Origin of the sequence: Muricoprocola aceti (assembly GCF_025567005.1) — a bacterium.
In the GTDB taxonomy this organism is placed as follows: domain Bacteria; phylum Bacillota; class Clostridia; order Lachnospirales; family Lachnospiraceae; genus Marvinbryantia; species Marvinbryantia aceti.
The window spans coordinates 244,403-267,041 of sequence record NZ_JAOQKE010000002.1; the positions used below are offsets into that span (position 1 = coordinate 244,403).

21 protein-coding genes are annotated in these 22,639 nt (G+C 41.3%); 20 read left to right on the forward strand and 1 reads right to left on the reverse strand.

What is annotated here, in order from left to right:
* Positions 1-4 precede the first annotated feature (4 nt).
* The gene (locus OCV47_RS03310; protein ID WP_262653710.1) at positions 5-691 is read left to right on the forward strand and encodes an ABC transporter ATP-binding protein; all 687 of its coding nucleotides are present in this window, start codon (positions 5-7) and stop codon (positions 689-691) included.
* A 21-nt stretch (positions 692-712) separates the two neighbouring features.
* A complete protein-coding gene (locus tag OCV47_RS03315) occupies positions 713-1,750 on the forward strand; it encodes a hypothetical protein (protein ID WP_262653711.1) in 1,038 nt (345 codons plus the stop codon).
* Between the two features lie 465 nt (positions 1,751-2,215).
* Here the strand turns inward: OCV47_RS03315 and OCV47_RS03320 are convergent, their stop codons facing one another.
* Entirely contained in the window at positions 2,216-2,773 is a 558-nt protein-coding gene (locus tag OCV47_RS03320; RefSeq protein ID WP_177298232.1) for a helix-turn-helix domain-containing protein, read from the reverse strand.
* Between the two features lie 643 nt (positions 2,774-3,416).
* On the opposite strand from OCV47_RS03320, the gene OCV47_RS03325 reads away from it, so the two are divergent.
* From OCV47_RS03325 to OCV47_RS03410, 18 genes are all read left to right on the forward strand, one after another.
* The gene (locus OCV47_RS03325; protein ID WP_016286640.1) at positions 3,417-3,662 is read left to right on the forward strand and encodes a DUF6870 family protein; all 246 of its coding nucleotides are present in this window, start codon (positions 3,417-3,419) and stop codon (positions 3,660-3,662) included.
* A 129-nt stretch (positions 3,663-3,791) separates the two neighbouring features.
* Complete coding sequence (locus OCV47_RS03330) at positions 3,792-5,465, forward strand: recombinase family protein (RefSeq protein WP_262653718.1); 1,674 nt, start codon at positions 3,792-3,794, stop codon at positions 5,463-5,465.
* A complete protein-coding gene (locus OCV47_RS03335) occupies positions 5,466-7,121 on the forward strand; it encodes a recombinase family protein (protein WP_262653719.1) in 1,656 nt (551 codons plus the stop codon).
* Positions 7,114-8,667 (forward strand): recombinase family protein, encoded by a 1,554-nt coding sequence (locus tag OCV47_RS03340; RefSeq protein ID WP_262653721.1) that lies wholly within the window; start codon positions 7,114-7,116, stop codon positions 8,665-8,667. Before OCV47_RS03335 ends, OCV47_RS03340 begins: the two co-directional genes overlap by 8 nt.
* 119 nt (positions 8,668-8,786) lie before the next feature.
* Positions 8,787-9,515, forward strand: coding sequence for a hypothetical protein (locus OCV47_RS03345; protein ID WP_118520129.1), 729 nt, complete (start codon positions 8,787-8,789; stop codon positions 9,513-9,515).
* A 12-nt stretch (positions 9,516-9,527) separates the two neighbouring features.
* Positions 9,528-10,370 (forward strand): serine/threonine-protein kinase, encoded by an 843-nt coding sequence (locus OCV47_RS03350; RefSeq protein WP_005333818.1) that lies wholly within the window; start codon positions 9,528-9,530, stop codon positions 10,368-10,370.
* A gap of 13 nt (positions 10,371-10,383) precedes the next feature.
* Positions 10,384-11,580, forward strand: coding sequence for a hypothetical protein (locus OCV47_RS03355; RefSeq protein ID WP_262653727.1), 1,197 nt, complete (start codon positions 10,384-10,386; stop codon positions 11,578-11,580).
* A 610-nt stretch (positions 11,581-12,190) separates the two neighbouring features.
* Positions 12,191-13,222 carry an inositol 2-dehydrogenase gene (iolG, locus tag OCV47_RS03360; RefSeq protein ID WP_262653729.1) on the forward strand — a complete coding sequence of 344 codons (1,032 nt, stop codon included), beginning with the start codon at positions 12,191-12,193 and terminating at the stop codon, positions 13,220-13,222.
* 44 nt (positions 13,223-13,266) lie between these two features.
* Positions 13,267-13,851, forward strand: coding sequence for a type II secretion system protein (locus OCV47_RS03365; RefSeq protein WP_262653731.1), 585 nt, complete (start codon positions 13,267-13,269; stop codon positions 13,849-13,851).
* A gap of 245 nt (positions 13,852-14,096) precedes the next feature.
* Positions 14,097-14,423, forward strand: coding sequence for a (2Fe-2S)-binding protein (locus OCV47_RS03370; protein WP_262653733.1), 327 nt, complete (start codon positions 14,097-14,099; stop codon positions 14,421-14,423).
* Positions 14,424-14,437: 14 nt separating this feature from the next.
* Complete coding sequence (locus tag OCV47_RS03375; protein WP_262653735.1) at positions 14,438-16,015, forward strand: FAD-dependent oxidoreductase; 1,578 nt, start codon at positions 14,438-14,440, stop codon at positions 16,013-16,015.
* A gap of 53 nt (positions 16,016-16,068) precedes the next feature.
* The gene (locus OCV47_RS03380; protein ID WP_262653738.1) at positions 16,069-16,398 is read left to right on the forward strand and encodes a (2Fe-2S)-binding protein; all 330 of its coding nucleotides are present in this window, start codon (positions 16,069-16,071) and stop codon (positions 16,396-16,398) included.
* Entirely contained in the window at positions 16,391-17,518 is a 1,128-nt protein-coding gene (locus OCV47_RS03385; protein WP_262653739.1) for an NAD(P)/FAD-dependent oxidoreductase, read from the forward strand. The genes OCV47_RS03380 and OCV47_RS03385 overlap by 8 nt, the downstream gene beginning before the upstream one ends.
* Positions 17,519-17,649: 131 nt before the next feature.
* A complete protein-coding gene (locus OCV47_RS03390; protein WP_262653741.1) occupies positions 17,650-18,777 on the forward strand; it encodes a tyramine oxidase subunit B in 1,128 nt (375 codons plus the stop codon).
* A gap of 110 nt (positions 18,778-18,887) precedes the next feature.
* Positions 18,888-19,757 (forward strand): helix-turn-helix domain-containing protein, encoded by an 870-nt coding sequence (locus OCV47_RS03395; protein WP_262653742.1) that lies wholly within the window; start codon positions 18,888-18,890, stop codon positions 19,755-19,757.
* Positions 19,738-20,082, forward strand: coding sequence for a P-II family nitrogen regulator (locus tag OCV47_RS03400; RefSeq protein ID WP_117448089.1), 345 nt, complete (start codon positions 19,738-19,740; stop codon positions 20,080-20,082). Before OCV47_RS03395 ends, OCV47_RS03400 begins: the two co-directional genes overlap by 20 nt.
* A 226-nt stretch (positions 20,083-20,308) precedes the next feature.
* Positions 20,309-21,289, forward strand: a complete 981-nt coding sequence (locus tag OCV47_RS03405) for an APC family permease (protein ID WP_262653748.1) — start codon at positions 20,309-20,311, stop codon at positions 21,287-21,289.
* A 15-nt stretch (positions 21,290-21,304) separates the two neighbouring features.
* Positions 21,305-22,510, forward strand: coding sequence for an iron-containing alcohol dehydrogenase (locus OCV47_RS03410; RefSeq protein WP_262653749.1), 1,206 nt, complete (start codon positions 21,305-21,307; stop codon positions 22,508-22,510).
* The last annotated feature ends 129 nt before the right edge of the window (positions 22,511-22,639 follow it).

A 22,639-nucleotide genomic window follows, 5' to 3' on the forward strand; every position in this document is an offset into this window, starting at 1 on the left:
ATATATGGACAGACAGGATTATGTAATTGAAGTATCTCATGTAAGTAAAAGCTTTAAAGATAACAAGGTTTTAAAGGATGTTTCTCTTTTATGTGAAAGTGGTAAAATATATGGTCTTGTAGGGCACAATGGTTCAGGAAAAACTGTTTTGTTTAAATCTATTTGCGGTTTTCTCTCCTGCGATGAGGGAACGATAACCGTTAACGGTAAAGTAATGGGAAAAGATAAGGATATGCTGACTGATGCGGGGATTATTATTGAAGAACCCGGGTTTTTAAGGACCTGGAGTGGCTATCATAATCTGGAATTTCTTTATACATTACGGAACAAAAAGAACAAAGACTATCTCTGCTCTGTTCTGAGAAAGGTTGGTTTAGATCCTGCATTGAAGCGACCGGTTGGAAAATATTCGCTGGGTATGCGTCAGAGACTTGCCATTGCACAGGCTATCATGGAAGATCCGGGAATTTTGATTTTGGACGAGCCTATGAATGGTCTGGACAAAAACGGGGTAAGAGAAATCCGGGAACTTCTGTTAAAAATGAAAGAAGAAAATAAACTGATTATCCTGGCCAGTCATAACCGGGAGGATATAGAGGTTCTTTGCGACGAGGTTTATGAAATGGAGGGAGGGGTAATCAGCAAAGCAAATGTAAGCAGTTTACATGTAGAAGGGCGCTATACGCCGTGATTTGTAAGTGGGAGCAGAAAAATGAGAAAAGACTTAATGATTTCAGGTATATGTGCTTTATCGCTTATTATGCTGACTCAAAATGCGTATGCGCAGACGTATGAAAAGGAATCCGCATCATGCAAAGTTAGGTTTCAGTGTGAATTAGAAGTTCCAGAGAATTGGAATGGAGAAGAGATTCCCAAATTTATTTTAGAAAGTGTGCATTTTGCGGATAGTGAAAAGGCATATGCAAATTTTATAGAAGGAAAAGAAATTCTTGAGAAGCATAGTACTCCTGCCAGTGATCTATATCCGGAAGAAAACCATTATGTTTTAGCAGACGGTACAAATGTAGGGATTGGAATTGAATTTGGAATATCAACGAAAAATTCGACCTATTATGCTCAAATAGGGGTGACTAATGCGGAGAATATGGAGAAATTTACTTCTGCGACAGAATCTATTGTAAACGAGCAGGATGCTGTACAAAAAGTAAAAGAAACTCTTGAAAATGCCGGATATACAGTAGAAAATTTAGTTTTTCAGACTTCTTCTTTGAGTGCGGATATACTGCGGGAAATTGAAAACCAATATGTTGCTGAAGGATTGATGGAAGAGAGTAAACGAAAGCCTGAGTGGACAAGCGAGGATGATGTATGTATCGTATATGCAAGGCAGACAGTAAGTGGGATTCCTGTGTATCCTGAATTATCAGTTATGGTACAGGCTCTTGCATATGATACGCCAGAGTCCAGTCCAGTGATTGCTGTCTGTTCTACACGGGGGATAGAAAGCCTGCGTGTGTATGGTCTTTATAATTTCCAGGAAGATGGGGAAAATGTACCGTTAAAAGGTTTTGACGAAATCGCAGCAACGGTAGAAACAAAGTATGAAAACTTATTAGATGAAGCTACTTATACAGTGACTCGGGCAAAATTTTATGAGCGTGCATACATAAATGAAGATCAGCAGTATACAGCAGAACCAATCTGGTATTTGGAAGTAAATAATAATAATTCTCAAAAATATGTCATGCTGGTTAATGCTGAAACAGGAAAAGAGATATATTTAATGTAGGATTAATGCGATTAAAGAGAGAGTCTGTAGGAGAAAATTGAATGATACGTGAGTGGAGCAGGAAAAGCGCTGATAGAGTTTGAGTGTTTGTACAGTACAGGGGATATTTACTTATATACACAGTTTTGATAGTAGAATATCTGCATTGGAAGGAAAATGGAAGTACAGGAAGCGAGTATTCGTTTTGTGAAAAAAAATAAATTAAAAACGTCCAGTAGGTTTTTGACCTATAAGGACGTTTTTAAATGTCATTTTTAAGAAATTTCCTTTCAGATCCGAACAAAGCGTATTGTTCAAATGGGATAAGTGTGAAAGGAAAAAGATCTTTGCTCTTATTTGATGGATAGGAAGAGGGGTGAACTCTATGGAGGAGCAATTGTCTATGATAAATTGACAGTTATGCATCAATTTAGTTGTGATACCTGTTTTGGATGAAGAAAAGTCTCACAAGTTTGAATTTACAATTTAAGCGTCTTTTTTCCATTGCCGTTTAGGAGCATATTTTCCACACCCGTCACAGGTCTGTGGCCAGTTGATTTTCCATTCGAAATATTCATCTCTGGTAATCTCACCAGATCTCAGTTCTTCTTTTCTGAGAACCCATTCTTTCATAAATTCATTCAGAACCCCATAATTAAACCACATGCCGACAGGTGGATGAGCTGGCCAGCTATCAGAATCATGATAACGGACAGCAGTATCCTCATTAGAATTGCATTTTTCACCCGGATAAGTTTCTAATTGAAAGAGATTGATAGCTGCCGGGTTAAATTCATCAATCCAGAACAGGATTTCCATAAGTTCAGAAGCATCCATAGTCGTAGGCTCATGTAGTGCCAGTGGATTTACATCCAGAATCTTAGTCATTTCAGTTACCAGATCTTTGCGGGGAACCCGGTAATTCGTTTCATATTGGGCAAGGCGGTTTGCTCCTTTATCACCCCAGCCGAGGGCAGCACCAAGTTCTGCCTGTGTCATATTCCGGAATGTCCGGATTTTTTTTATTTTATCACCGATTGTCATATCAGATTTCCAACTTTCTTTTTGATAAATCCATTTTACTACCAAAAACAGGGAATGTAAACAGAAAGATTCGCATTGAAGCGAACAAAATGCTTGACATTCGCGTTAAAGCGAATTAAAATGGCAGTACAATAAGGTTCGCATTAAAGCGAAATAAAAGAAGCAAATGTAAACTTTTTATGAATTTTTCAAAAAAGGGTGTCAAAAGTGCCTCTGTAACGCCTTATTAGTGAGAGGATTTTTTTGAAGCGAACAACATTTTGGTGTTTCCAGGCTGTAATAAGTGAAAGGATATTCAAAAAACTCTCTTTTGTACCTTGAAAACTGCATGAGCTGTATAATCTGATTCCACAGATGCCATAACCCTGTAAATGATTTTACTGGCGAGCGTCGAAGATACTCCGGAAACGGCTGGTAAGTTTGCGAAGAAGCTGCCAGCATTCAGAAATATTCTGATAGAGGTTGGACGTAACGCTGACAACAGATTATACGAATGGAAGCCAACACGCCGAACAGAATATGCAATGCCATAGTAATAGATAAAATTTGAGAACAAAATGCGAAAGGTAAGGTGATGTGATTGAGAAAATTGTAGGTATAGGACGACTTATACAAAGAATATGTTGGAAAAGAGGTGAGCATCATGGTGAATCAGTCAGTAATAGATTCCAGTGTTAATCTGGAGCAGTTAAAGGACATTGAAGATTTAATTCCTGATATGGATAAAGCTATTTCTGAAAAAGTGGAAACTTTTCTGGATAAATCTGGCGATCAGCCGTATGCTCACATGAATGAAGGGTATGTGGTAGTCGTGGAAATGACAGGAGAAATGGATGCTACAGATGCGATCAGTGATTATCTAAGAAAAAGAACGGAGTTGATGTATTAGATGCAAGTCTTGAAAAAATATCTTGCGAAGCTACAGATGTTATGTTAATGTGAAGTCAGGGAAAATGAACGTGATACATGGTTTCTGACTTCAAATTCAATGGAATAAGTAAGTTGGGAGCGATGTAAAATGGAACAGATGCAAATGAATATGCCAGATATGTACGATGCTGCATTGTATCTTCGGTTATCGAAAGATGATATGGAAGAGGGCGGTGCGAAGTCAGAGAGCAACAGCATTGCAAATCAGAGAGAGTTACTTCGGAGCTTTGTAAAAAGCCAGCCGGATATTCAGATCTTTGATATATATGTGGATGACGGATACTCAGGAGGAAATTTTGACCGACCTGAGTTTAAACGAATGACAACTGATATAGAAGCTGGAAAAGTAAACTGTGTGATTGTAAAAGACTTATCCAGATTCGGAAGAGAGTATATAGAAGCCGGGCGATGGATCGAAAAGACCTACCCGGCTTTAAATGTGCGTTTTATTTCAGTTACAGACCAGTTTGATAGTAAAACAGCAGATTTTTCAGAAAAGTCATTTGTTGTTCCAATCAAAAATTTTGTAAATGAAAGCTATTGCCGGGACATTTCCGATAAAGTGCGAAGCCACCAGAAAATCAAACGTGAAAAAGGTGAATTTATTGGAGCATTTGCCCCGTATGGTTACTGCAAAGATCCGGAGAATAAGAACTGTCTGGTGATTGATTCTTATGCAGCGGATATTGTAAGAAAAATATTTTCATGGAAAATTGATGGGTTCAGTCTTGGAGCAATCGCAGAAAAACTGAATGTACGTCATGTGCAGTCGCCAAAAGAATATAAAAAGGCAAATGGTGAAAATTACAATTCCGGATTCCATAGTTCAGATACACCGAAATGGTCGGCAGTGCAGATCAAAAGGATTCTGACCAATGAAGTCTATATTGGAAACATGGTACAGGGCAAGCAGGAACGAATCAGCTATAAAGTAAAGCAACGCCTGGATAAGCCAGAATCAGAGTGGGTGAAAGTAGAAAATACGCATCCGGCAATTATCAGGCAGAATGATTTTGATGTGGTTCAGAAGCTGCTTCAATATGATGGCAGAGCATCGAAAACATCAGACAGTGCAAACTTTTTTTCGGGATTTGTGTTTTGTGGAGATTGCAAGACCCCGATGATACGCAGGGTAAATCAGTATAAGGGGAAGAAAAAAGCTTTTTATATCTGCCAGACAAAGAATAAAGGTGGAGATTGTACCAGACACAGTATTCCGGAAGAGGTGCTGAAAAGGATTGTATTGAAAGAGATTCAGGCATATACAGCACTTTTTATAGACTATCAGATGATTATGGAAGAACTTTGTGAGATGCAAGTCAGTTACGATCAGGTAATCGGTTATGATACACAGATTAGTAAGTTGCAGGAAGAATATAACCGTTATTACAGTCTGAAAGCATCTTTGGGTGATGACTTGAAAGAGGGACTGATCAGCAAAGCGGAGTTCGATGATTTTCGGGAAAGTTATGGAAGAAAATGTGAAGAACTGGAGCAGATGATTGAGAATCAGAAAAAGCTGGTAAAGCAAATGTTTGAGGGTGGAGTGTCTGCAACCGTTCAGTTGGAGGACTGGAAGAAATCACTGGAAATCAAAGAATTGGATCGCACATTGCTGGCACTGACCGTAGATAAAATCTATATTTATGAAAACAAGCAAATTAAAATTCACATCCGCTATCAGGATATGATTGAGAAGATGAAAGTCATAAGACGGTTTTATGCGGAACACAGGACAGAGTGCAGGAAAGAGGTGGGATAAATGGCAAGAACAGCAAAAAGATATAAGAAAAACACAGAGAAGAAGATTTCTGGTATTCCGGTATGTATGGCTGCAATTTATGCTAGATTATCCGTAGACAATGATGAAAAAAAGTCAGAATCTATTGAAACACAGGTTACGCTGATAAAAGAATTCATTCAGAAGCACAATGAAAATCCGGACAGAGAGTGTGAGATTGTTGTGTATGATATTTATTCTGATCTTGGAAAAACAGGAACAAATTTTGACAGACCTGGATTTGAACGGATGATGAATGATGTCAGAGCAGGCAAGATAAATTGTATTCTGGTAAAGGACTTCTCACGGTTTGGAAGAAATTATATCGAAACGGGAAACTATCTGGAGAAAATACTTCCCTTTATGAAAGTGCGGTTTATTTCTGTATGTGACAACTATGATTCATTTGCACCTGGTGCTAAGAATCAGGAATTATCCATGAATATCAAGAATCTGGTGAATGATGCTTATGCGAAAGACATTTCAGCAAAGGAACGGGCAGCGAAACGTATTGCACAGAAAAATGGTGAGTATGTGGGATCTACAGCTCCATACGGATATCGTGTGGAAAAGGCAAATGGAATTTATAAGTTGATTGTGGAACTGGAAGCTGCAAAGATTGTCCGTAGGATTTTTGAAGAGTATGCTTCGGGAAATGGCATACAGAGCATTATTGACAGGTTATTTGAGGATGGGGTACATCGGATTTCAGACTATAACCAATATCATCATGTGTACTGTCAGGATGGAGAAAATCTTCATCAGTGGGGGAATTCTTCGATACGTGCGGTGTTGAACCGAAATAATTATTATGGCGATCTGGTTCAGAGAAAATATGAATCCAGATTTCAAAGAGGTGAAAAATGGTGTGACATATTGGACGAGAGCCAGTGGATTATTACGCCAAATGCCCATGAGCCAATTATTAGCAGAGAATTGTTTGAAAAAGCACAGGTCAGGCTAAAAGCAGCACAACAGAAAGCAACAAAAACTACTGCAGGGTGGGAAGATGATGAAAGAGCATTTTACAATGTATTCTATTGTGGTGATTGTAAGCGGAAAATGTGTACACGTAGATACAGAGGCAATGTGTATTACTTTTGCAATGCTGCCTGGTATCGGGATGAAAGAAAATGTAGTCACAAATCTATTTCCGAAGAGAAGCTGCAGAAAATTGTCCGTTCGGAGCTGACCAGACAGTTTCAGTTATCTGGATTGCGGAAAAAGGATATGTCTGCTATAAGCAGTGCGGTATTTCTTTCCAAAATCAATGAGATTCAAACTGAGATCAGAAAATTGGATGCAGATATGGAAAGACGTTCAGAAAAACTGGCACAGGCATTTATGAAATATAAAGAGGGTGAACTTTCCAAAGAAGCCTATATAGAAATGAAAGATGACCGTAATAACTGGAAAGAGTTTTGTGAAGAGAGAAAGAAGTCTCTGGAGCAGACCATACGAAAGCTGGAAAAACAGCAGAAAGAAGAAGCCAGATTTTTACGAAGTCTGTTGGAACTGGATGGGACAACCAGAATCAATGCGGAACTTGCGGAGGGCTTGATTGAAAGTATGTATCTGTATGGTGATGGCAGACTGGAAATCAACTTCGGGTTTAAGGGGGCGGTAGAACATGAGTGATCAGAAACTGATTATTGGATATTACCGTCTTTCCATGGAAGATGATTCAGAGGGAGAAAGCAACAGCATTATCAATCAGAGAAAACTGGTAAAAGATTATATTTCCAATATTCCGGAACTGGCTTCTATGCCATTTCAGGAGTTCTACGACGATGGATATTCTGGTTCTAGTATGGAGCGTCCGGCAATTAAACAGGTTTTGGAGCTTGCCAGAGAGAATAAAGTGCAGTGCATTGTGGTAAAAGATTTTTCACGTTTTGCCAGAAACTATATTGAGATGGGAACTTATCTGGAGCAGATTTTTCCATTTCTGGGAGTACGATTCATTTCTATTTCAGACCGATATGATTCTAAAGATTATAAAGGAAAGAGTTCAGACATCGAAGTACAGTTTAAAGGATTGATCGCAGACTTCTATGTGAAAGATCAGTCTGTAAAGGTAAAGGCAGCAGTCAGCACCAGACGGGGAAAAGGTGAGTATTGTTGTGGTTCTGCACCTTATGGGTATCGAATCAATCCAGAAAATAAGAAAGAACTGGTGATTGTAGAGGACGAAGCGGAAGTGATTCGCAGAGTATTTGAACTGACCAATCAGCGATATTCCAAGATGGAGATTTGTAAGTTATTCAATGAAGAGGGTGTATTGACTCCCTTGCAGTCTATGAGCAGACGACAGAAATCAGACAGCAAGAAAGCTGCATCAAGAGGATTGCAGTGGACGAGTGATATGATACGGAAGATTGTGGATGATAAGACTTATATAGGCTGTATGGTCTATGGAAAGACAAAAATTCCAGATCCAGGAACAGGGAAAGAAGTACCAGTGCCGAGAAATCAGTGGAAAGTAATGGAAAATCACCATGAGCCAATCGTATCAAAAGAAGTTTTTGAAAAAGCACAGTCCCTACAGATTAGATACACCAAGAAAAGCAAATTCGACAGGGAAACAACACTGTTAGGTGGCTATGTGAAGTGTGGAAATTGTCGCAGAAGCTTGACTTCAAGCAGTCCGGTTCATGGTCATATCCTTTATAGCTGTGCTTATAGTAAAGGAAAAGAAGATACAGGATGCTTTGCCGGGAAAGCTGATAATAAAATGCTGGAGCATATCGTACTGGCAGAAATAAAGGCTTGCTTACGTCAGAATATCAGCCTGGAACAGATGAAGCAATCCATGAGAAAACAGCATGAGGACAGCATAGAAGCCTATAAGACGGAAAGTGCAGAGTGTGAAAAGTGTCAAGAACAAATAAAAATCCAGAACCGCCAGAACTATGAAAAGTATCACGAGGGACAGATGAACCAGAACCAGTTTATGGAAGTCAAGAAGCAGTTGGAAGAAGAAAGAGAACGACTGCAGAAACGTGTACAGGAACTGGAAGAACTGATAAATGGTGAGAAAGAAATCTTGATGAAAAAGAATGTTCCAGTGGAGCAGATGTTGAAGTATTTAGGCTATGAAAAGCTGACACGAGAAATGCTGGAAGAATACGTGCAGGGAATATATGTGTATGATGATGGGAGAGTGGAGGTGGAATGGGGATGAAAAAATACTAGTTATGTTTATTTTAAGAAGCCTTGAATGATTGATTTTTAAAGGCGGGATTGTTATAATTGTTTCTATAAAAAGTGCAAAAGAGAGATTGAAAAGGGTGAAATGTAACAATGGATAGGATATTGATGTTTGATCATAATATTAAAGATATAGGATTGTATACACGACCATCAACTCAAGGGGATGAGTTGGATTTGGTTGAAGATTTTATTGAATATTATATTCATAATTTTTTAAAAAGCAATAAAACAAACAATTTAGCTATATTTGTAGAACCTAAAGTTGCATCCGGATTTCCTGACATTGTATTTGCATCATATTCACCTAAAATATTGGAGAATTGGTCTGAACAAAGAGAAAATCTGGAAACGAATGATTTAAAAGTGCTATCTCAGTTATTGATGACTAAAGGAAGTACAGGAAGTGAATTGATAACAAGACTTAAGATGCCAGAAAAAGATACAATTCAGGCCATAGAAAAATTACTAGATGCACATATGATTATACGTGATCACGGCTTATGGAAACCAGTAGACATCAAAAAGATATATAATATAAAAAAATTGATTTCAGTGGAAGCTAAAATGACGGATATAAAGAAAGTTGCTGAACAGTCTCTTATTAATACATGGTTTGCATCACAATCATATGCATTAACAAGTACTTCAAATCCGCAAAGTAGTACGATTAAAAAGTTTGAAAGACAAGGCACAGGTTTGTATTGTAAGAAGAGAAGTTTTAGAAAAATAGTAGAAGCAAAGAAATTAGCATCACCGTCAAGTTATCAGTCTTTACAGTTTAATGAATGGATTGGAAGGACTGTTGCCCATTTAAGTTAGGAGAAATGAGAGATGAAAAAATTTCAAGAAATGTGTCAAGAAGAATTTGAAAAAATTGAATTGATGGCACGTGGTGGACAGAAGATTGTATTTGATGGAGTTCACAACTCATATGGAGAAACTGTTATTAAATTATATTTTCAGCTTAACGATCCCAGGTCTCTTAGGGAAATACAAATAGAAAGAGATTTAAACTTATCCATGGTACCTAAAATATATGAAACTGGAACCATAGAGTATGAGGGAACAGAGACATTATATATTATTGAGCAAAAAGTAAAAGGAACAGAATTACGGAAGGTGCTTGAAAGTGGCAAGAGATTTTCTTTAGAGGAAGCAGTGACATTTTTGGAACAGGGGTTAGAGTTTATTGCTTGTATAGAGAATAAAGGTATTGTGCATAGAGATATTAAACCGGAAAATATTATACGAGCAGATGATGGTAGAATATTTTTCCTGGATTTTGGAATTGCAAGGATATTGGGAGCAGATTCATTGACAAGAACAGGTGCAATGATGGGTCCGCATACACCTGGATATGCTGCGCCTGAGCAATTTAATAATTTAAAAAAGGAAATTGATTCTCGAGCAGATATTTTTTCACTAGGAGTTGTTACCTATGAATGTATTACAGGAAAAAATCCATTTAGAGAAGGCTCTATAAATGCACTTGAAGTCTTACAAAAGACAGAAACTATTACACCTGTACAGTATTCAATCAAAGGGGATACTCAAAGTCAGTTTATGGCATTATTAGGGGCAATGATGGGAAAATATCCTTCTAGAAGACCTAGGACTGCTAAGCAAGCAATAGATTGGTTAAAAGTAGCTAAAAAGACATTTGTTTATGAATAGAAGGGGTTAAAGAATGGAACTTTTTATACAAATGGGACATAATATGCAAGCGTTAGCTCTCGAGCATTTAGAAGAGTTTGATGGTGGAACTATTATCATTAGCCCTATGAACATTTTGCCCAATAAGGTAAAAGGTTATGCAACTAGGGTGCATAAGAAAAAAGGGAAAGTACTTGTTGATCCACAATTGTATTATCCTAGACAATATCAAAAAAAATTGTCTCAGTATGCATATTGGCCGAAGAGTGATATTACATCATTGGAAATGGGACAATTTGATACGGTAGTAGAAGAACTATCAAAATTAAATAACGAAGTTGAGGCAGAAGCGTTTTTGTTGCCTTCCCTTACCGCTAAGAAAATAGACGATTTATGGAATAAAATACAGAAAATAATAATAGAAAGTGCAAAAAAATATGCACCTGATATGAAGTATATACACACAATTTCATTGAGTAGTGATGTACTTAATGATGAAAGCCAGATTGAACGGGTGATAGAGTATGTTGAAGAATGGGATGTAGAAGGTGTATATATTGTATGCGAACATCCGGAACGATATTATTTGGTGGATCGACCATTGTGGGTGTCTAATATTATGTCATTAGTAGCAGGAATTAAGAGACAGAGGAAGATGACGATTGTGGGTTATGCAAGTCATCAATTATTATGTATGGCATTAGCAAAATGTGATGCAATTGCATCAGGAAATTTTTTGAATTTAAGATGGTTTCAGCCAGAACATTTTGAAACAATAGATGATAAACAACCTAGCCGTCGAGCGGTATGGTATTATTGTCCACAAGCATTATCAGAGTATAAAATTCCTTTTTTAGACATTGCAAAACGTATGGACCTATTAGATAGAATTGAACCTCCAGTAACGATGAAAAATAAATATAGTGAAATGTTGTTCAATGGAAGTTTACCATCATCAACAGGTTTTGGCGAAAAAGAAGCATTTAGGCATTATCTTTATTGTCTTCATAAACAATGTCAAAATAGTGTTCTGGAAACCTATGCTGAAACAAAAAATTTACATGTTTTAATGTTGGAAACAGCTGAACAATTATTATCGGGGTTAGGGAAAAAAGGAATTAAAGGGCAAGATCGAGATTTTACTGAAATTTTGGATGTAAATAGAGCAGCTATTTCAGCTTTCGATATGGCTTATCATTTTCCGCTTTCACAAGAATGGAATGATTTATAAAAATCGTTATGCGGAGAATGATATTTGTAGCAATGACATAACATCCTCCCCACCCACTTTGTGACAATTATATAACGTCCTCTATACAGAAATATGCGGTTTTAAGCCATTTTCGTGGCAAAAAAGCCGCATATTTTTTGTAGCAATGACTTGACATCCTCGGGAGCATTATGTACAGCACAAAGTATCCCGCAGGAGTTGCAGAGAATATCGCTCATATATTGAATACGAAGAAGTAAGAAAAAAAGTTTATAGATTGATTTGAAAAATGCAAAATTTTTACAACTACTATTAGATGTGGGATGATATAATAAGTACAGTGAAATTAGTTGAATTACCAGTTATCAAAAACTGAAAAAGAATACAAGCTTTTCGAAATCAGAAAGGGGCAAGATTTTGCGAATATGAAAATGCTTTTATGTGGTTGACGGAGGCCATGGCAGTGAATATTAGATAAATTCAGAAGTAAAGTTAAGGGGAAAATTGGGCAGGCATATATTTTATATACAAAAAGATGTTCTTGTAAAAGAAGAAGTGATACATCTTCCGCTGTATATAGCGATGTTTTTGTAATAATTATAGAAAAAAGATTTTAATGGAGGATATGGTGATGATCAATTTAGGAATTATTGGGGCTGGAAGAATCGGAAAAGTGCATATAGAAAGCATCAGTACACAGATTCCGAATGCAAAAGTGAAGATGCTGGCAGATCCATTTATGGATGAAGAAAAAGAAGCATGGGCAAAGAGTAGAGGTGTGGAACAGGTGACGAAAGACTATCATGAAATACTGAATAATCCGGAGATTGATGCGGTATTGATCTGTTCCTCCACTGATACCCATGCTTCCATTTCTATAGAAGCAATTGAGGCAGACAAGCATGTATTCTGTGAGAAACCGGTAGATCATAGCATAGAAAAAATCAGGCAGGTACAGGAAGCGTTGAAGAAACATCCGGTGAAATATCAGGTAGGATTTAACCGTAGATTTGATCACAATTTTGAAGCAGTACAAAAAGCGGTAGCAGCCGGAAAGATTGGAGCTTCTCATATTATTCGTATCACCTCCAGAGATCCGGAACCGCCAGCTCTGGCGTACATAAAAGTATCTGGCGGTATGTTCCTGGATATGACGATTCATGACTTTGATATGGCACGTTTCCTCGCAGGATGCAATGCAGAAGAGATTTATGTGCAGGCCGCAGTGCTGGTAGATCCGGCGATCGGAGAGGCTGGAGATGTAGATACGGCAATCATCACGATGAGAATGGAAAATGGCAGTCTGGTGACGATAGACAACTCCAGAAAAGCAGTTTATGGCTATGATCAGAGAGTGGAAGTATTTGGATCAGAAGGTATGATATCTGTGGGCAACGATACTGCATCTTCAGCAGTAATCAGTACCGCAGAAGGCGTAACCGGAGAAAAACCATTATATTTCTTTCTGGAACGGTATATGCAGTCCTATGCAAAAGAAATACAGTGCTTCCTACAGGCAGTTGAACAGGATACGGATACGCCTCTTGGAATCATAGACGGACTGGAGGCGATATATATGGGACTGGCAGCCAGAAAATCATTGGAGGAACATCGTCCTGTGAAGATATCCGAGATAATAACAAATGTGGAAGAACAGGAGTAAAGCCTTCTTATAAATTCAGATAGAAAGGTGCGGAGATTTTACATATGAAAAAAAACGAGAAAAAGGGATTTACACTAGCAGAGTTGTTGATTGTTGTTGCAATTATTGCGGTACTGGTTGCCATATCCATTCCAATATTTAACAGTCAGCTGGAAAAGGCACGAAAAGCGGTAGACATGCAGAATGCGCGGAACATTGAGTCAGCATTGATGGCTGCTTTCACGGATGGGACAATACAGGTTCCAGAAACAGTAGACCAAAACGGAGATGGAAACGGAGCATGGGTAACGATTTGCCGTGATTCACAAAGTGTACCAAAGGGCTATGGGTTTATGGGAAGCAGAACAGCATTTTGTGGTGCTAATAAAGGGATAACAGTAAATGGAAAGCTGTCAGGAGCGTGGAATCGATATAATGATGATATTGCCAAAGTATTATCAGAAGCCGGAATAAATGTCTCGAATTTGAAGATCAGGAGCAATGGAAAAAGTGATGGATGGGATTGGATTATTATAGAAGTTGGATATAACAGCAATGGATTCTATTCCCGTATGTATAGTGGATTCAAAGGTGAAGCATCAGGGGCGGATCGTGTAGGTGTCACAAACATTGAAAAACAGATCGGTTAGTATCGTTTTTTACAATACAACTCCCTTCAAAACGATTATGATATGAATAAATCAAAACAAAATTAATTACAAATCGAAAAAACTGATAAGTCAGCCGAGGATGTCTGCACATAATCGCAGATGTCCCCGGCTGTTTTTATTCAATGTGTGCCAGTGGGGACGGTGTTTTCTGGCTCTCAGGCTTCAAATTTCTGGCTCAGGAAAGCCAGAAAACACCGTCCCCACTGGCAGAAAGGAGAAAGGATATGGGAACACGTATTACAGAACATCCGATTTTGGGAGTACCGCAGAAGGGCAGTCTGGTCAGCTTTACCTATGATGGCAAGAAGATTCAGGGCTATGAGGGAGAACCGATTGCGGCGGCTTTGAAAGCAGCAGGTATTCAGATTCACCGGTATACAAAAAAAGAACATACACCGCGCGGTATTTTCTGTGCCATTGGACGCTGCACGGACTGTGTCATGGTGGTGGACGGCGTTCCCAATGTGCGAACCTGTGTGACACCGTTGAAGGCGGGAATGAACATCCAGACTCAGTATGGTGTATCCGCAGAACCTTTTGAAAAACAATAGCAGGAGATGAGAAAATGAAAAGATATGATTTGATCGTTGTGGGAGCCGGTCCATCCGGATTGTCAGCTGCTATTGAGGCAGCAAAAAGAGGCCTGAAGGTAGTGGTATTTGATGAAAATGAAAAACCGGGCGGACAGTTATTTAAGCAGATTCATAAGTTTTTTGGATCCAAAGAACACAAGGCGAGGGTAAGAGGTTTCGTAATCGGAGAGGAACTTCTGGCAGAAGCAGACAAAGCTGGTGTGGATGTGGAGTTAAATGCCACCGTGGCTGGTATGTATCAGGATAAAGAGATTGTAGTCCGCAAGGGCGAAGAAGTTTTCCATTATAAAGGAAATGCCATTATTATTGCAACCGGCGCGGCAGAAAATATGGTCACCTTCGACGGCTGGACACTTCCGGGTGTCATCGGTGCCGGAGCAGCACAGACCATGATGAATCTACATGGAGTTAAACCGGGAAACAGAATTCTCATGCTGGGAAGTGGAAATGTAGGTTTGGTGGTTAGTTTTCAGTTAAAACAGTGTGGATGTGATGTGGTGGCACTGGTGGATGCAGCACCGAGAATCGGTGGATACGGTGTACATGCTGCAAAAGTAGCCAGAACCGGAGTCCCATTTTATCTGTCCCATACCATTGTGAAAGCTGAAGGAACCGATCATGTGACAGGCGTTACCATCGCAGAAGTGGATAGCCACTTCCGGTTCATACCGGGAACCGAGAAGCATTTTGATGTGGATACGATCTGTCTTGCAGTTGGACTTTCTCCGATGTCACAGCTTCTGAAAATGGCAGGCTGTGAGATGGAAGATAATCCGAAACGAGGCGGGCAGGTACCGATTGTAGACGAATATGGGGAGACTTCCATCAAAGGTATTTTTGTAGCCGGAGATGTATCCGGAATAGAAGAAGCCAGCTCCGCCATGATCGAGGGCAGGATTGCCGGAATTGCAGCTGCAAAATACCTTGGTTATATCGAAGAAACAGAATTAAAAGAAGATGTAGAGAAAAACGAAGCAGCCCTGGAAGGCTTACGTCAGGGCATGTTTGCACCAAAGAACCGTGGAAAACTTATTGAGAAGACAGAGGAAGGCATTGACATTTCCATGAATCTTCTGAAGCATGGATTTGTGGCAGATGATGAAATTGAACGTTTCCCTGGAGTTACCCACAGAGTTGGTGTACACCCGGTAATGGAATGCACACAGAATATTCCATGTAACCCATGTCAGGATGCATGTCCAAAGCACTGCATCAAGATCGGAGAGCATATCACTTCCCTTCCGGCGGTAGACGAAGCGGTAGACTGTATCGGCTGCGGTATGTGCGTAGCTTCCTGCTCCGGACAGGCCATTTTCCTGGTGGATGAGACATATGAACCGGGATTTGCCGCAGTCACCATTCCATATGAATTCCTTCCACTTCCGGAACCGGGAGAAAAAGGATACGGGCTGGGAAGAGACGGTCAGAAGATCTGTGAGGCAGAAGTGATATCCGTTAAGAGTACCAAAGCCTTTGACCACACGAACTTGCTGACCATCAAAGTTCCGGCAGATTATGCCATGAAGGCCAGATTCTATCTGGCACAGTAAACAGACAGCTTGAAACGGTAATGAGAAAGATAATTACCGATGGGAGGAAAACGATGGAAAACATATATGACAGAACCATAGATTTGGGTGAATATAAACCGGAACCGGATGATGACCGGATTATCTGCAGATGTGAGGAAGTTACCAAAGGTGAGATCCGCAGAGCCGTGCATGACGGCATGTATACCATTACAGAGATTCGCAGATATCTTCGTTGTGGCATGGGACTCTGCCAAGGACAGACCTGTGCAAAGCTGGTAAAAGGAATTGTGGCCAGAGAACTGGGAGTATCTCCGGCAGTATTGACACCGGCCACATCCAGAGCCCCGATGAGACCTCTGGAAATGAAGATTTTTGCAAAGGAAGGTGAGGAAGATGAGTAGAACGGCAGATGTGATTATCATAGGAAGTGGCGTCATTGGATGTGCTGCAGCTTACTATCTTGCCAAAAAGGGAACTTCCGTCATCGTTCTGGATAAAGATGAGAATATCGGAAACGGTGGCTCAGCCAGAAATGGCGGTGGGGTCCGCCAGTCTGGACGAGATCCGAGAGAGCTGCCACTGGCTATGTATGCAGTAAACAATTTGTGGCCGACCCTTTCGGAAGAACTGGGAGTAAACGTAGAGTACCACAAAGAGGGAAACTTACGGCTGGGGAAGACAGAGCATCACCTGGAGATTCTTCAGGGACTGACAGATCGTGCTACGGCCTGTGGACTGGATGTGCGGATGATCGATGGTGCAGAAGTTCGCGCCATTAACCCCTATTTAAGTGATGAAGTCATCGGAGCCAGCTGGTGTGCCACGGATGGTCATGCCAATCCGCTGATGACCACCCTTGGTTATTATCGGGCGGCGAGAAGGCTGGGTGTACAGTTCTATACAGGAGAAGAGGTGATTGAGCTTCAAACCATAAAAGGAAAAGCCCGGAGAGTCATTACAAAAAAGAACGTATTTGAGGGTGAGAAGATCATTGTAGCCGCAGGCTATGAAAGCCGCTGGATTTTGGAAAGTGCGGGAATCGATATTCCAATGTCCAAAGACCTGATCGAAGCGCTGGTAACAGAAGCGGAACCGAAGATGTTTCCACAGATGCTGGGAACTGCGGATGCAGACTTTTACGGACATCAGACCAATCATGGCTCCTTCGTATTTGGAGGTGCTTCCGGATTCGAGACCGTGAATAAAGATAATGGTCATAACATGACTTCCAGTATTACAGCACCGTGTATCTGCCGGGGGATCATGAAATACATTCCGAAGCTGGCAGATGCCAAGATCGTCCGTACCTGGGCCGGATATGAAGATGTGTCTGTAGACGGTGTACCGGTGATTGGCGAGATCAGAGAAATCCCGGGACTCATCGTAGCCTGTGCCTTTACCGGACATGGATTTGGCATTTCCCCGATCGTGGGAACCCTGCTGGCCGAAATCGCCAGAGAAGAAAAGACTACTCTGGATCTGTCGACTTTTCGCTACGACCGATTTAAAGCGGTAATTTAAGAAATGCATAAATAACTCCACTTATTTCAGTGTGACACATAATATTCCGCGTGCTATACTCAGCATAAAGTTGAAGGTTTTCGACTGCTGAGTAGATTTTGGAAAATAGATTCAGCAAAGGAGACGTTCAAATGGATGCAAAAATTGATTTTTTATATTTAAGTGAAGAAGATATGATCAAAGCAGGTGTCAAGGATATGGCTTCCTGTGTGGAGGTAATGGAAGATCTGCTCATTACCCTGTACAAAGGGGATTACGTAATGGGCGGTGCCAATCACAATTCTCACGGCTGCATGATCATGTTCCCGGATGATCCCCAGTTCGAGGGAATGCCAAAGAATGCAGATGACCGCAGATTCATGGCTATGCCGGCTTACCTTGGCGGAAGATATCAGATGGCAGGTATGAAATGGTATGGATCAAACGTAGACAACAAGAAGAAAGGTCTGCCACGTTCCATTCTGATGATGATGTTAAATGATAAAGATACAGGAGCCCCGCTTGCACTGATGTCAGCAAATCTGGTAAGTGCTTACCGTACCGGTGGAATCCCGGGAGTGGGAGCCAAATATCTGGCCCGAAAAGATGCAAAGGTGGTATCCATCATAGGACCTGGTGTCATGGGCAAGACTTCCCTGGCTGCATTTGTCAGTGTCTGCCCGCAGGTAGATACAGTGAAGATCAAAGGCAGAAGCCAGAGATCTCTGGATGCTTTTGTGAAATTTGTAAAAGAAGAACTGCCACAGATTAAAAACATCGAGGTTTGCGATACCGTGGAGGAAGCAGTACGGGACAGTGATATCATCAGCTTTACCACAACGGTACGTGATGATGTTTCCTCCTTCCCTTATATCAGCGGAGACTGGATCAAAAAAGGCGCACTGATCAGCATGCCGTCCGCAGCCAGATTTGACGATGATTTTCTGGCAGGATGCAAGCTGGTAGTGGACAATTCCAAGCTGTACGAAGCCTGGGAAGAGGAATATCCATACCCGACTTATCCACAGGTACAGATCATCGGAACCAAATTCACAGATTTAAAACATGACGGAAAAGTCAAGGCAGAAGATATTATAGATATCACAGATATCATTGAAAAACGGCGTCCGGGACGGGAAAGTGATGATGAGATCATTGTTTACTCTGTAGGCGGCATGCCGGTAGAAGACATTGCATGGGGCGGCACGGTATACCGCAATGCGGTGAAAATGGGAATCGGAATCAAGCTGCCATTATGGGAAAAACCGGAGATGGCATAGAAGTCAAAAAACAATAGACAGAACCCACCATAAGATGATGACAAGATCCGACTAAAAATGCTCCGATCAATCCCAGATAATGCTGCAAAACATGCACAGGAGAAAGGATTATGGACGAAAAGAAGGTTGTTACTCCGGTTCAGCCCTATCTCAGGCTGGATGCAGAAGATTACAAAGAAATACTGAACAAACGCATGGGGATTTCCAGTTTTTATGAATTCCAGGTAAAGGATCCGGAGCAGAGTTGTTTTAAGGCTGTGCCGGATGGAAGCACAGATCTGGTCTTCGGAATCGGAGAAAAAGATGTAAAAGTGTTGATTGGCGGGACGGTTCTGAGAGCCAAGAACTGGGACTTTGATGACGGACGATATTATTTCGGAGCCAGATTCCTGCCGGGAAGATGTATTCTTCCCAAAGATCTTTCCATTCAGGATGTGGTGAATAACGACGTGGAGATTGACCTGAATGATTATGGAGCAGGACTGACGGACAGGATTGCAGAGGCAGAAGATGTGGAGCAGAGAGCGCAGATACTGATGTCCTATTTTTCAGAGAATCAGAAACGCAGTTGCCGGGATGGAGCACATACACTGGAAGAATACATGAGACAGCGTATTTACGCTACCAAAGGAAATATCACCATTGGGATGCTTAGCCGAGAAACAGGGTATTCCGAATGTTACATCCGCAGGATTTTCAAGCAGATACACGGCATTTCGCCGAAGGAATTTGAACGATTCATCCGGTTTCAGGCGTTTTTAAATGAGATCACTGCAGCACCGGGAGAAACAGACAGCGAAGAGACTGCATTGAACTGCGGATACTATGATCAGTCCCATATGTTAAAAGACTTCCGGGTGTTCGCAGGAACCACGCCTGAGAAGTATAAGAAGAGAATTTGTGATGGCAGTGCCAGAAGGGCTGACCATACAACAATAAATAAACAGAAGGAGAATACTCATGGAATTATCAAGAATTGAAATCATCACAGGAATGTCAAAATTCAATGGTCTGAAATCTGCTTTAAGCAAAGCAGGGGTTCGTGGTATGACCGTGACTCAGGTACTGGGATGCGGGATTGAAAAAGGTACGAAAGAATATGAGGTAGAAGAAAATTACGAGATGGAACTCCTTCCGAAGCAGCAGATTGCTGTAGTAGTGGAAAAATCTAAGGTTCCGGCTATCGTAGAACTGATCAAACAGGAACTCTACACCGGACATATCGGTGACGGCAAGATTTTTGTATACGATATCACCAATGTAATCCGGGTACGTACCGGTGATGAAGGAATCGATGCCCTGTAGAGTGGCAGAAAAATATGCCTGTGTGATAATTCGATTTGACAGAATCGTCAGCAGGTACATTTGACAAATGAGGAGTGAGTACATATGGAAGAAAAAGACAGAACTCTGGGACTGCGAAGCGTTGTCTCGATTTCCGTAGGTCTGGTCATTGCCACCAGTTGTCTGGCCCAATACACACTGGCCTGTCTCGGACCATTCCCCACACTGATTTCCATGGTGGGGGGATATGTTTGCAAAGATCCAGGATCTGGTAGCATTTCTTCTGGTAGGTTCTATGCTGATTATGGGAATCATCGGAATGTTTGGATTGGGAACCGGTGCGATGGTGCAGCAGCCATACAGTATGGCTGCAGACTGGAAAGAAGTGGTATCCATGGTGGCAGTGGCATTCTGGCTGTTCATCGGAGCAGAATATGTCATTCCGGTATCCAGAAATGTGAAAAATGCGAAACGCAATGTACCACTTGGTATGATGATAGGTCTGGCACTGATCTGTCTGGTGCAGTCCATTATGGTGCTTGGTTTTCACAATTATACACCATGGGGTGAACTGGAAGCTTCTGCAGCACCGCACTTGCTGTATGGAGAGAATCTGTTAGGGTCAGCCGGTAAGATCTGGATGACATTTGTAGCGGCGCTGGCAGTAGTCAGCACCCAGAATTCCACCGTCAACGGACTGGCAGGAATCTGTCAGGGCATGGCCAAAATGAATATGATGCCGAGAATCTTTGCAAAGACCAATAAGCATGGCGTACCATTCTTCGGCGTGATTTTTGTCAGCGTTTTCATTTTCGTATTTGCAGCACTCAGCGATGGATCTTCCGAAGCAATATCCTTCCTGATTCTGGTAGGCTCCGTGTTCTGGATGATCTCATACATCTTTGCGCATTTGGATGTACTGATCCTGCGTCATCGCCTGCCAAAGGCACCGCGCTCCTTCAAAGTACCGTGTGGACCGCTGTTCCCGTGCATCGGCATTGCGGGCACTGTATACATGATCCTGAACATCTCAACCGATCCGACCGAACGCATGATGATCTGGCTGGTCACCGGCATCACCTTCCTGGTGCTGGGCATCTATTCCTTCTTCTGGATCCGCATCAAGATGAAAATGCCGGTATTCAAAAGCGTGCCGATCCAGAAAGTGATGGCAATGGAAAACAGTATGTATTATACTATCCGTAAACGCAGGGGACTGTGGAGATAAACAGGAGGATAAATCATGCAGGCATTTACACAATATACACCAACCAGAATTGTATTTGGAAAGGACACAGAACAGCAGGCAGGAAGCCTGGCAAAGCAGATGGGAGCCACAAGAGTATTTGTCATATATGGCGGAGGAAGCGTAGTCAGGAGCGGGCTGCTGGAACGCGTAACCACATCGCTTTCAGAAGCAGGACTTGAATGGATGGCAGCAGGCGGTGTGAAACCGAATCCGCGTCTGTCATTTGCAAGAGAATGTGTGGAAAAATCAAAGGAATTCGGAACAGATTTTGTGCTTGCCATTGGCGGAGGCAGTGTAATTGATACAGGAAAGGCTATTGCACACGGAACTGCGAATCCGGATACTGATATCTGGGATTTCTGGACAGGAAAGCAGAAAGTAACCAGATCCCTGCCGGTGGGAGTGGTGTTGACACTGTCGGCAGCAGGAAGTGAAACCAGTGACTCAGCAGTGCTGACTGATGAAGAAACTCATGAAAAACGTGGAATGGCGACGGATTTTAACAGACCGGCATTTGCAATTATGAATCCGGAACTGACCTTCACTTTGCCAAAATATCAGGTGGGATGTGGAATTGTAGATATCTGTATGCACACACTGGATCGCTATTTTACAAAATCAGAACACAATGAACTGACGGATGAGATTGCAGAAGGATTGCTTCGCACAGTTATCCGTAATGGAAAGACAGCCATAAAAGATGCTCATAATTATGATGCCATGAGTGAACTGATGTGGGCAGGAAGTCTCTCTCATAATGGCCTGACAGGGCTGGGCGCACAGAAAGACTTCGCAGTGCATCAGCTGGGACATGAATTAAGCTCCAGATTCGACCTGGCACATGGAGCCAGCCTTTCCGCAGTATGGGAATCCTGGGCATTGTATGTATACCAGGAAAAACCGGAGCGATTCGCCCAGTATGCCAGAAGGGTATGGAATGTAAGAGAAGATGACACAGAAAAAGCTGCATTAGAAGGAATCTGGCAGACCGTAGATTACTTCAAGTCACTGGATATGCCAACTTGCTTTGGGGAAGCAGAGGGAGTCGGAGTACAGAGTGACGAGACCCTTCATGCCATGGCACATAGCTGCACCTATGGTGGCGTCAGGACAATAGGATCCTTCCATGTGTGCGATGAAGAGGATATCTATAAGATTTATAAAATGGCGAATAAGAATTGCAAATTTTCAGACAGATAATTGCGCTAAACCATCCGTAAGGATGGTTTTTTTGTGCAAAAATACAAATTTTTGTGTTCTTAGTTTGTATAATATTTACTCCGAAAGTGAATTGACAAACACACTGTATAATTGTATGATGAGTATACA

Coding starts and splice junctions, on each gene's coding strand:
- OCV47_RS03310 (WP_262653710.1), top strand. CDS start 5: ATGGACAGACAGGATTATGTAATTGAAGTATCTCATGTAAGTAAAAGC.
- OCV47_RS03315 (WP_262653711.1), top strand. CDS start 713: ATGAGAAAAGACTTAATGATTTCAGGTATATGTGCTTTATCGCTTATT.
- OCV47_RS03320 (WP_177298232.1), bottom strand. CDS start 2,773: ATGACAATCGGTGATAAAATAAAAAAAATCCGGACATTCCGGAATATG.
- OCV47_RS03325 (WP_016286640.1), top strand. CDS start 3,417: ATGGTGAATCAGTCAGTAATAGATTCCAGTGTTAATCTGGAGCAGTTA.
- OCV47_RS03330 (WP_262653718.1), top strand. CDS start 3,792: ATGGAACAGATGCAAATGAATATGCCAGATATGTACGATGCTGCATTG.
- OCV47_RS03335 (WP_262653719.1), top strand. CDS start 5,466: ATGGCAAGAACAGCAAAAAGATATAAGAAAAACACAGAGAAGAAGATT.
- OCV47_RS03340 (WP_262653721.1), top strand. CDS start 7,114: ATGAGTGATCAGAAACTGATTATTGGATATTACCGTCTTTCCATGGAA.
- OCV47_RS03345 (WP_118520129.1), top strand. CDS start 8,787: ATGGATAGGATATTGATGTTTGATCATAATATTAAAGATATAGGATTG.
- OCV47_RS03350 (WP_005333818.1), top strand. CDS start 9,528: ATGAAAAAATTTCAAGAAATGTGTCAAGAAGAATTTGAAAAAATTGAA.
- OCV47_RS03355 (WP_262653727.1), top strand. CDS start 10,384: ATGGAACTTTTTATACAAATGGGACATAATATGCAAGCGTTAGCTCTC.
- iolG (WP_262653729.1), top strand. CDS start 12,191: ATGATCAATTTAGGAATTATTGGGGCTGGAAGAATCGGAAAAGTGCAT.
- OCV47_RS03365 (WP_262653731.1), top strand. CDS start 13,267: ATGAAAAAAAACGAGAAAAAGGGATTTACACTAGCAGAGTTGTTGATT.
- OCV47_RS03370 (WP_262653733.1), top strand. CDS start 14,097: ATGGGAACACGTATTACAGAACATCCGATTTTGGGAGTACCGCAGAAG.
- OCV47_RS03375 (WP_262653735.1), top strand. CDS start 14,438: ATGAAAAGATATGATTTGATCGTTGTGGGAGCCGGTCCATCCGGATTG.
- OCV47_RS03380 (WP_262653738.1), top strand. CDS start 16,069: ATGGAAAACATATATGACAGAACCATAGATTTGGGTGAATATAAACCG.
- OCV47_RS03385 (WP_262653739.1), top strand. CDS start 16,391: ATGAGTAGAACGGCAGATGTGATTATCATAGGAAGTGGCGTCATTGGA.
- OCV47_RS03390 (WP_262653741.1), top strand. CDS start 17,650: ATGGATGCAAAAATTGATTTTTTATATTTAAGTGAAGAAGATATGATC.
- OCV47_RS03395 (WP_262653742.1), top strand. CDS start 18,888: ATGGACGAAAAGAAGGTTGTTACTCCGGTTCAGCCCTATCTCAGGCTG.
- OCV47_RS03400 (WP_117448089.1), top strand. CDS start 19,738: ATGGAATTATCAAGAATTGAAATCATCACAGGAATGTCAAAATTCAAT.
- OCV47_RS03405 (WP_262653748.1), top strand. CDS start 20,309: ATGTTTGCAAAGATCCAGGATCTGGTAGCATTTCTTCTGGTAGGTTCT.
- OCV47_RS03410 (WP_262653749.1), top strand. CDS start 21,305: ATGCAGGCATTTACACAATATACACCAACCAGAATTGTATTTGGAAAG.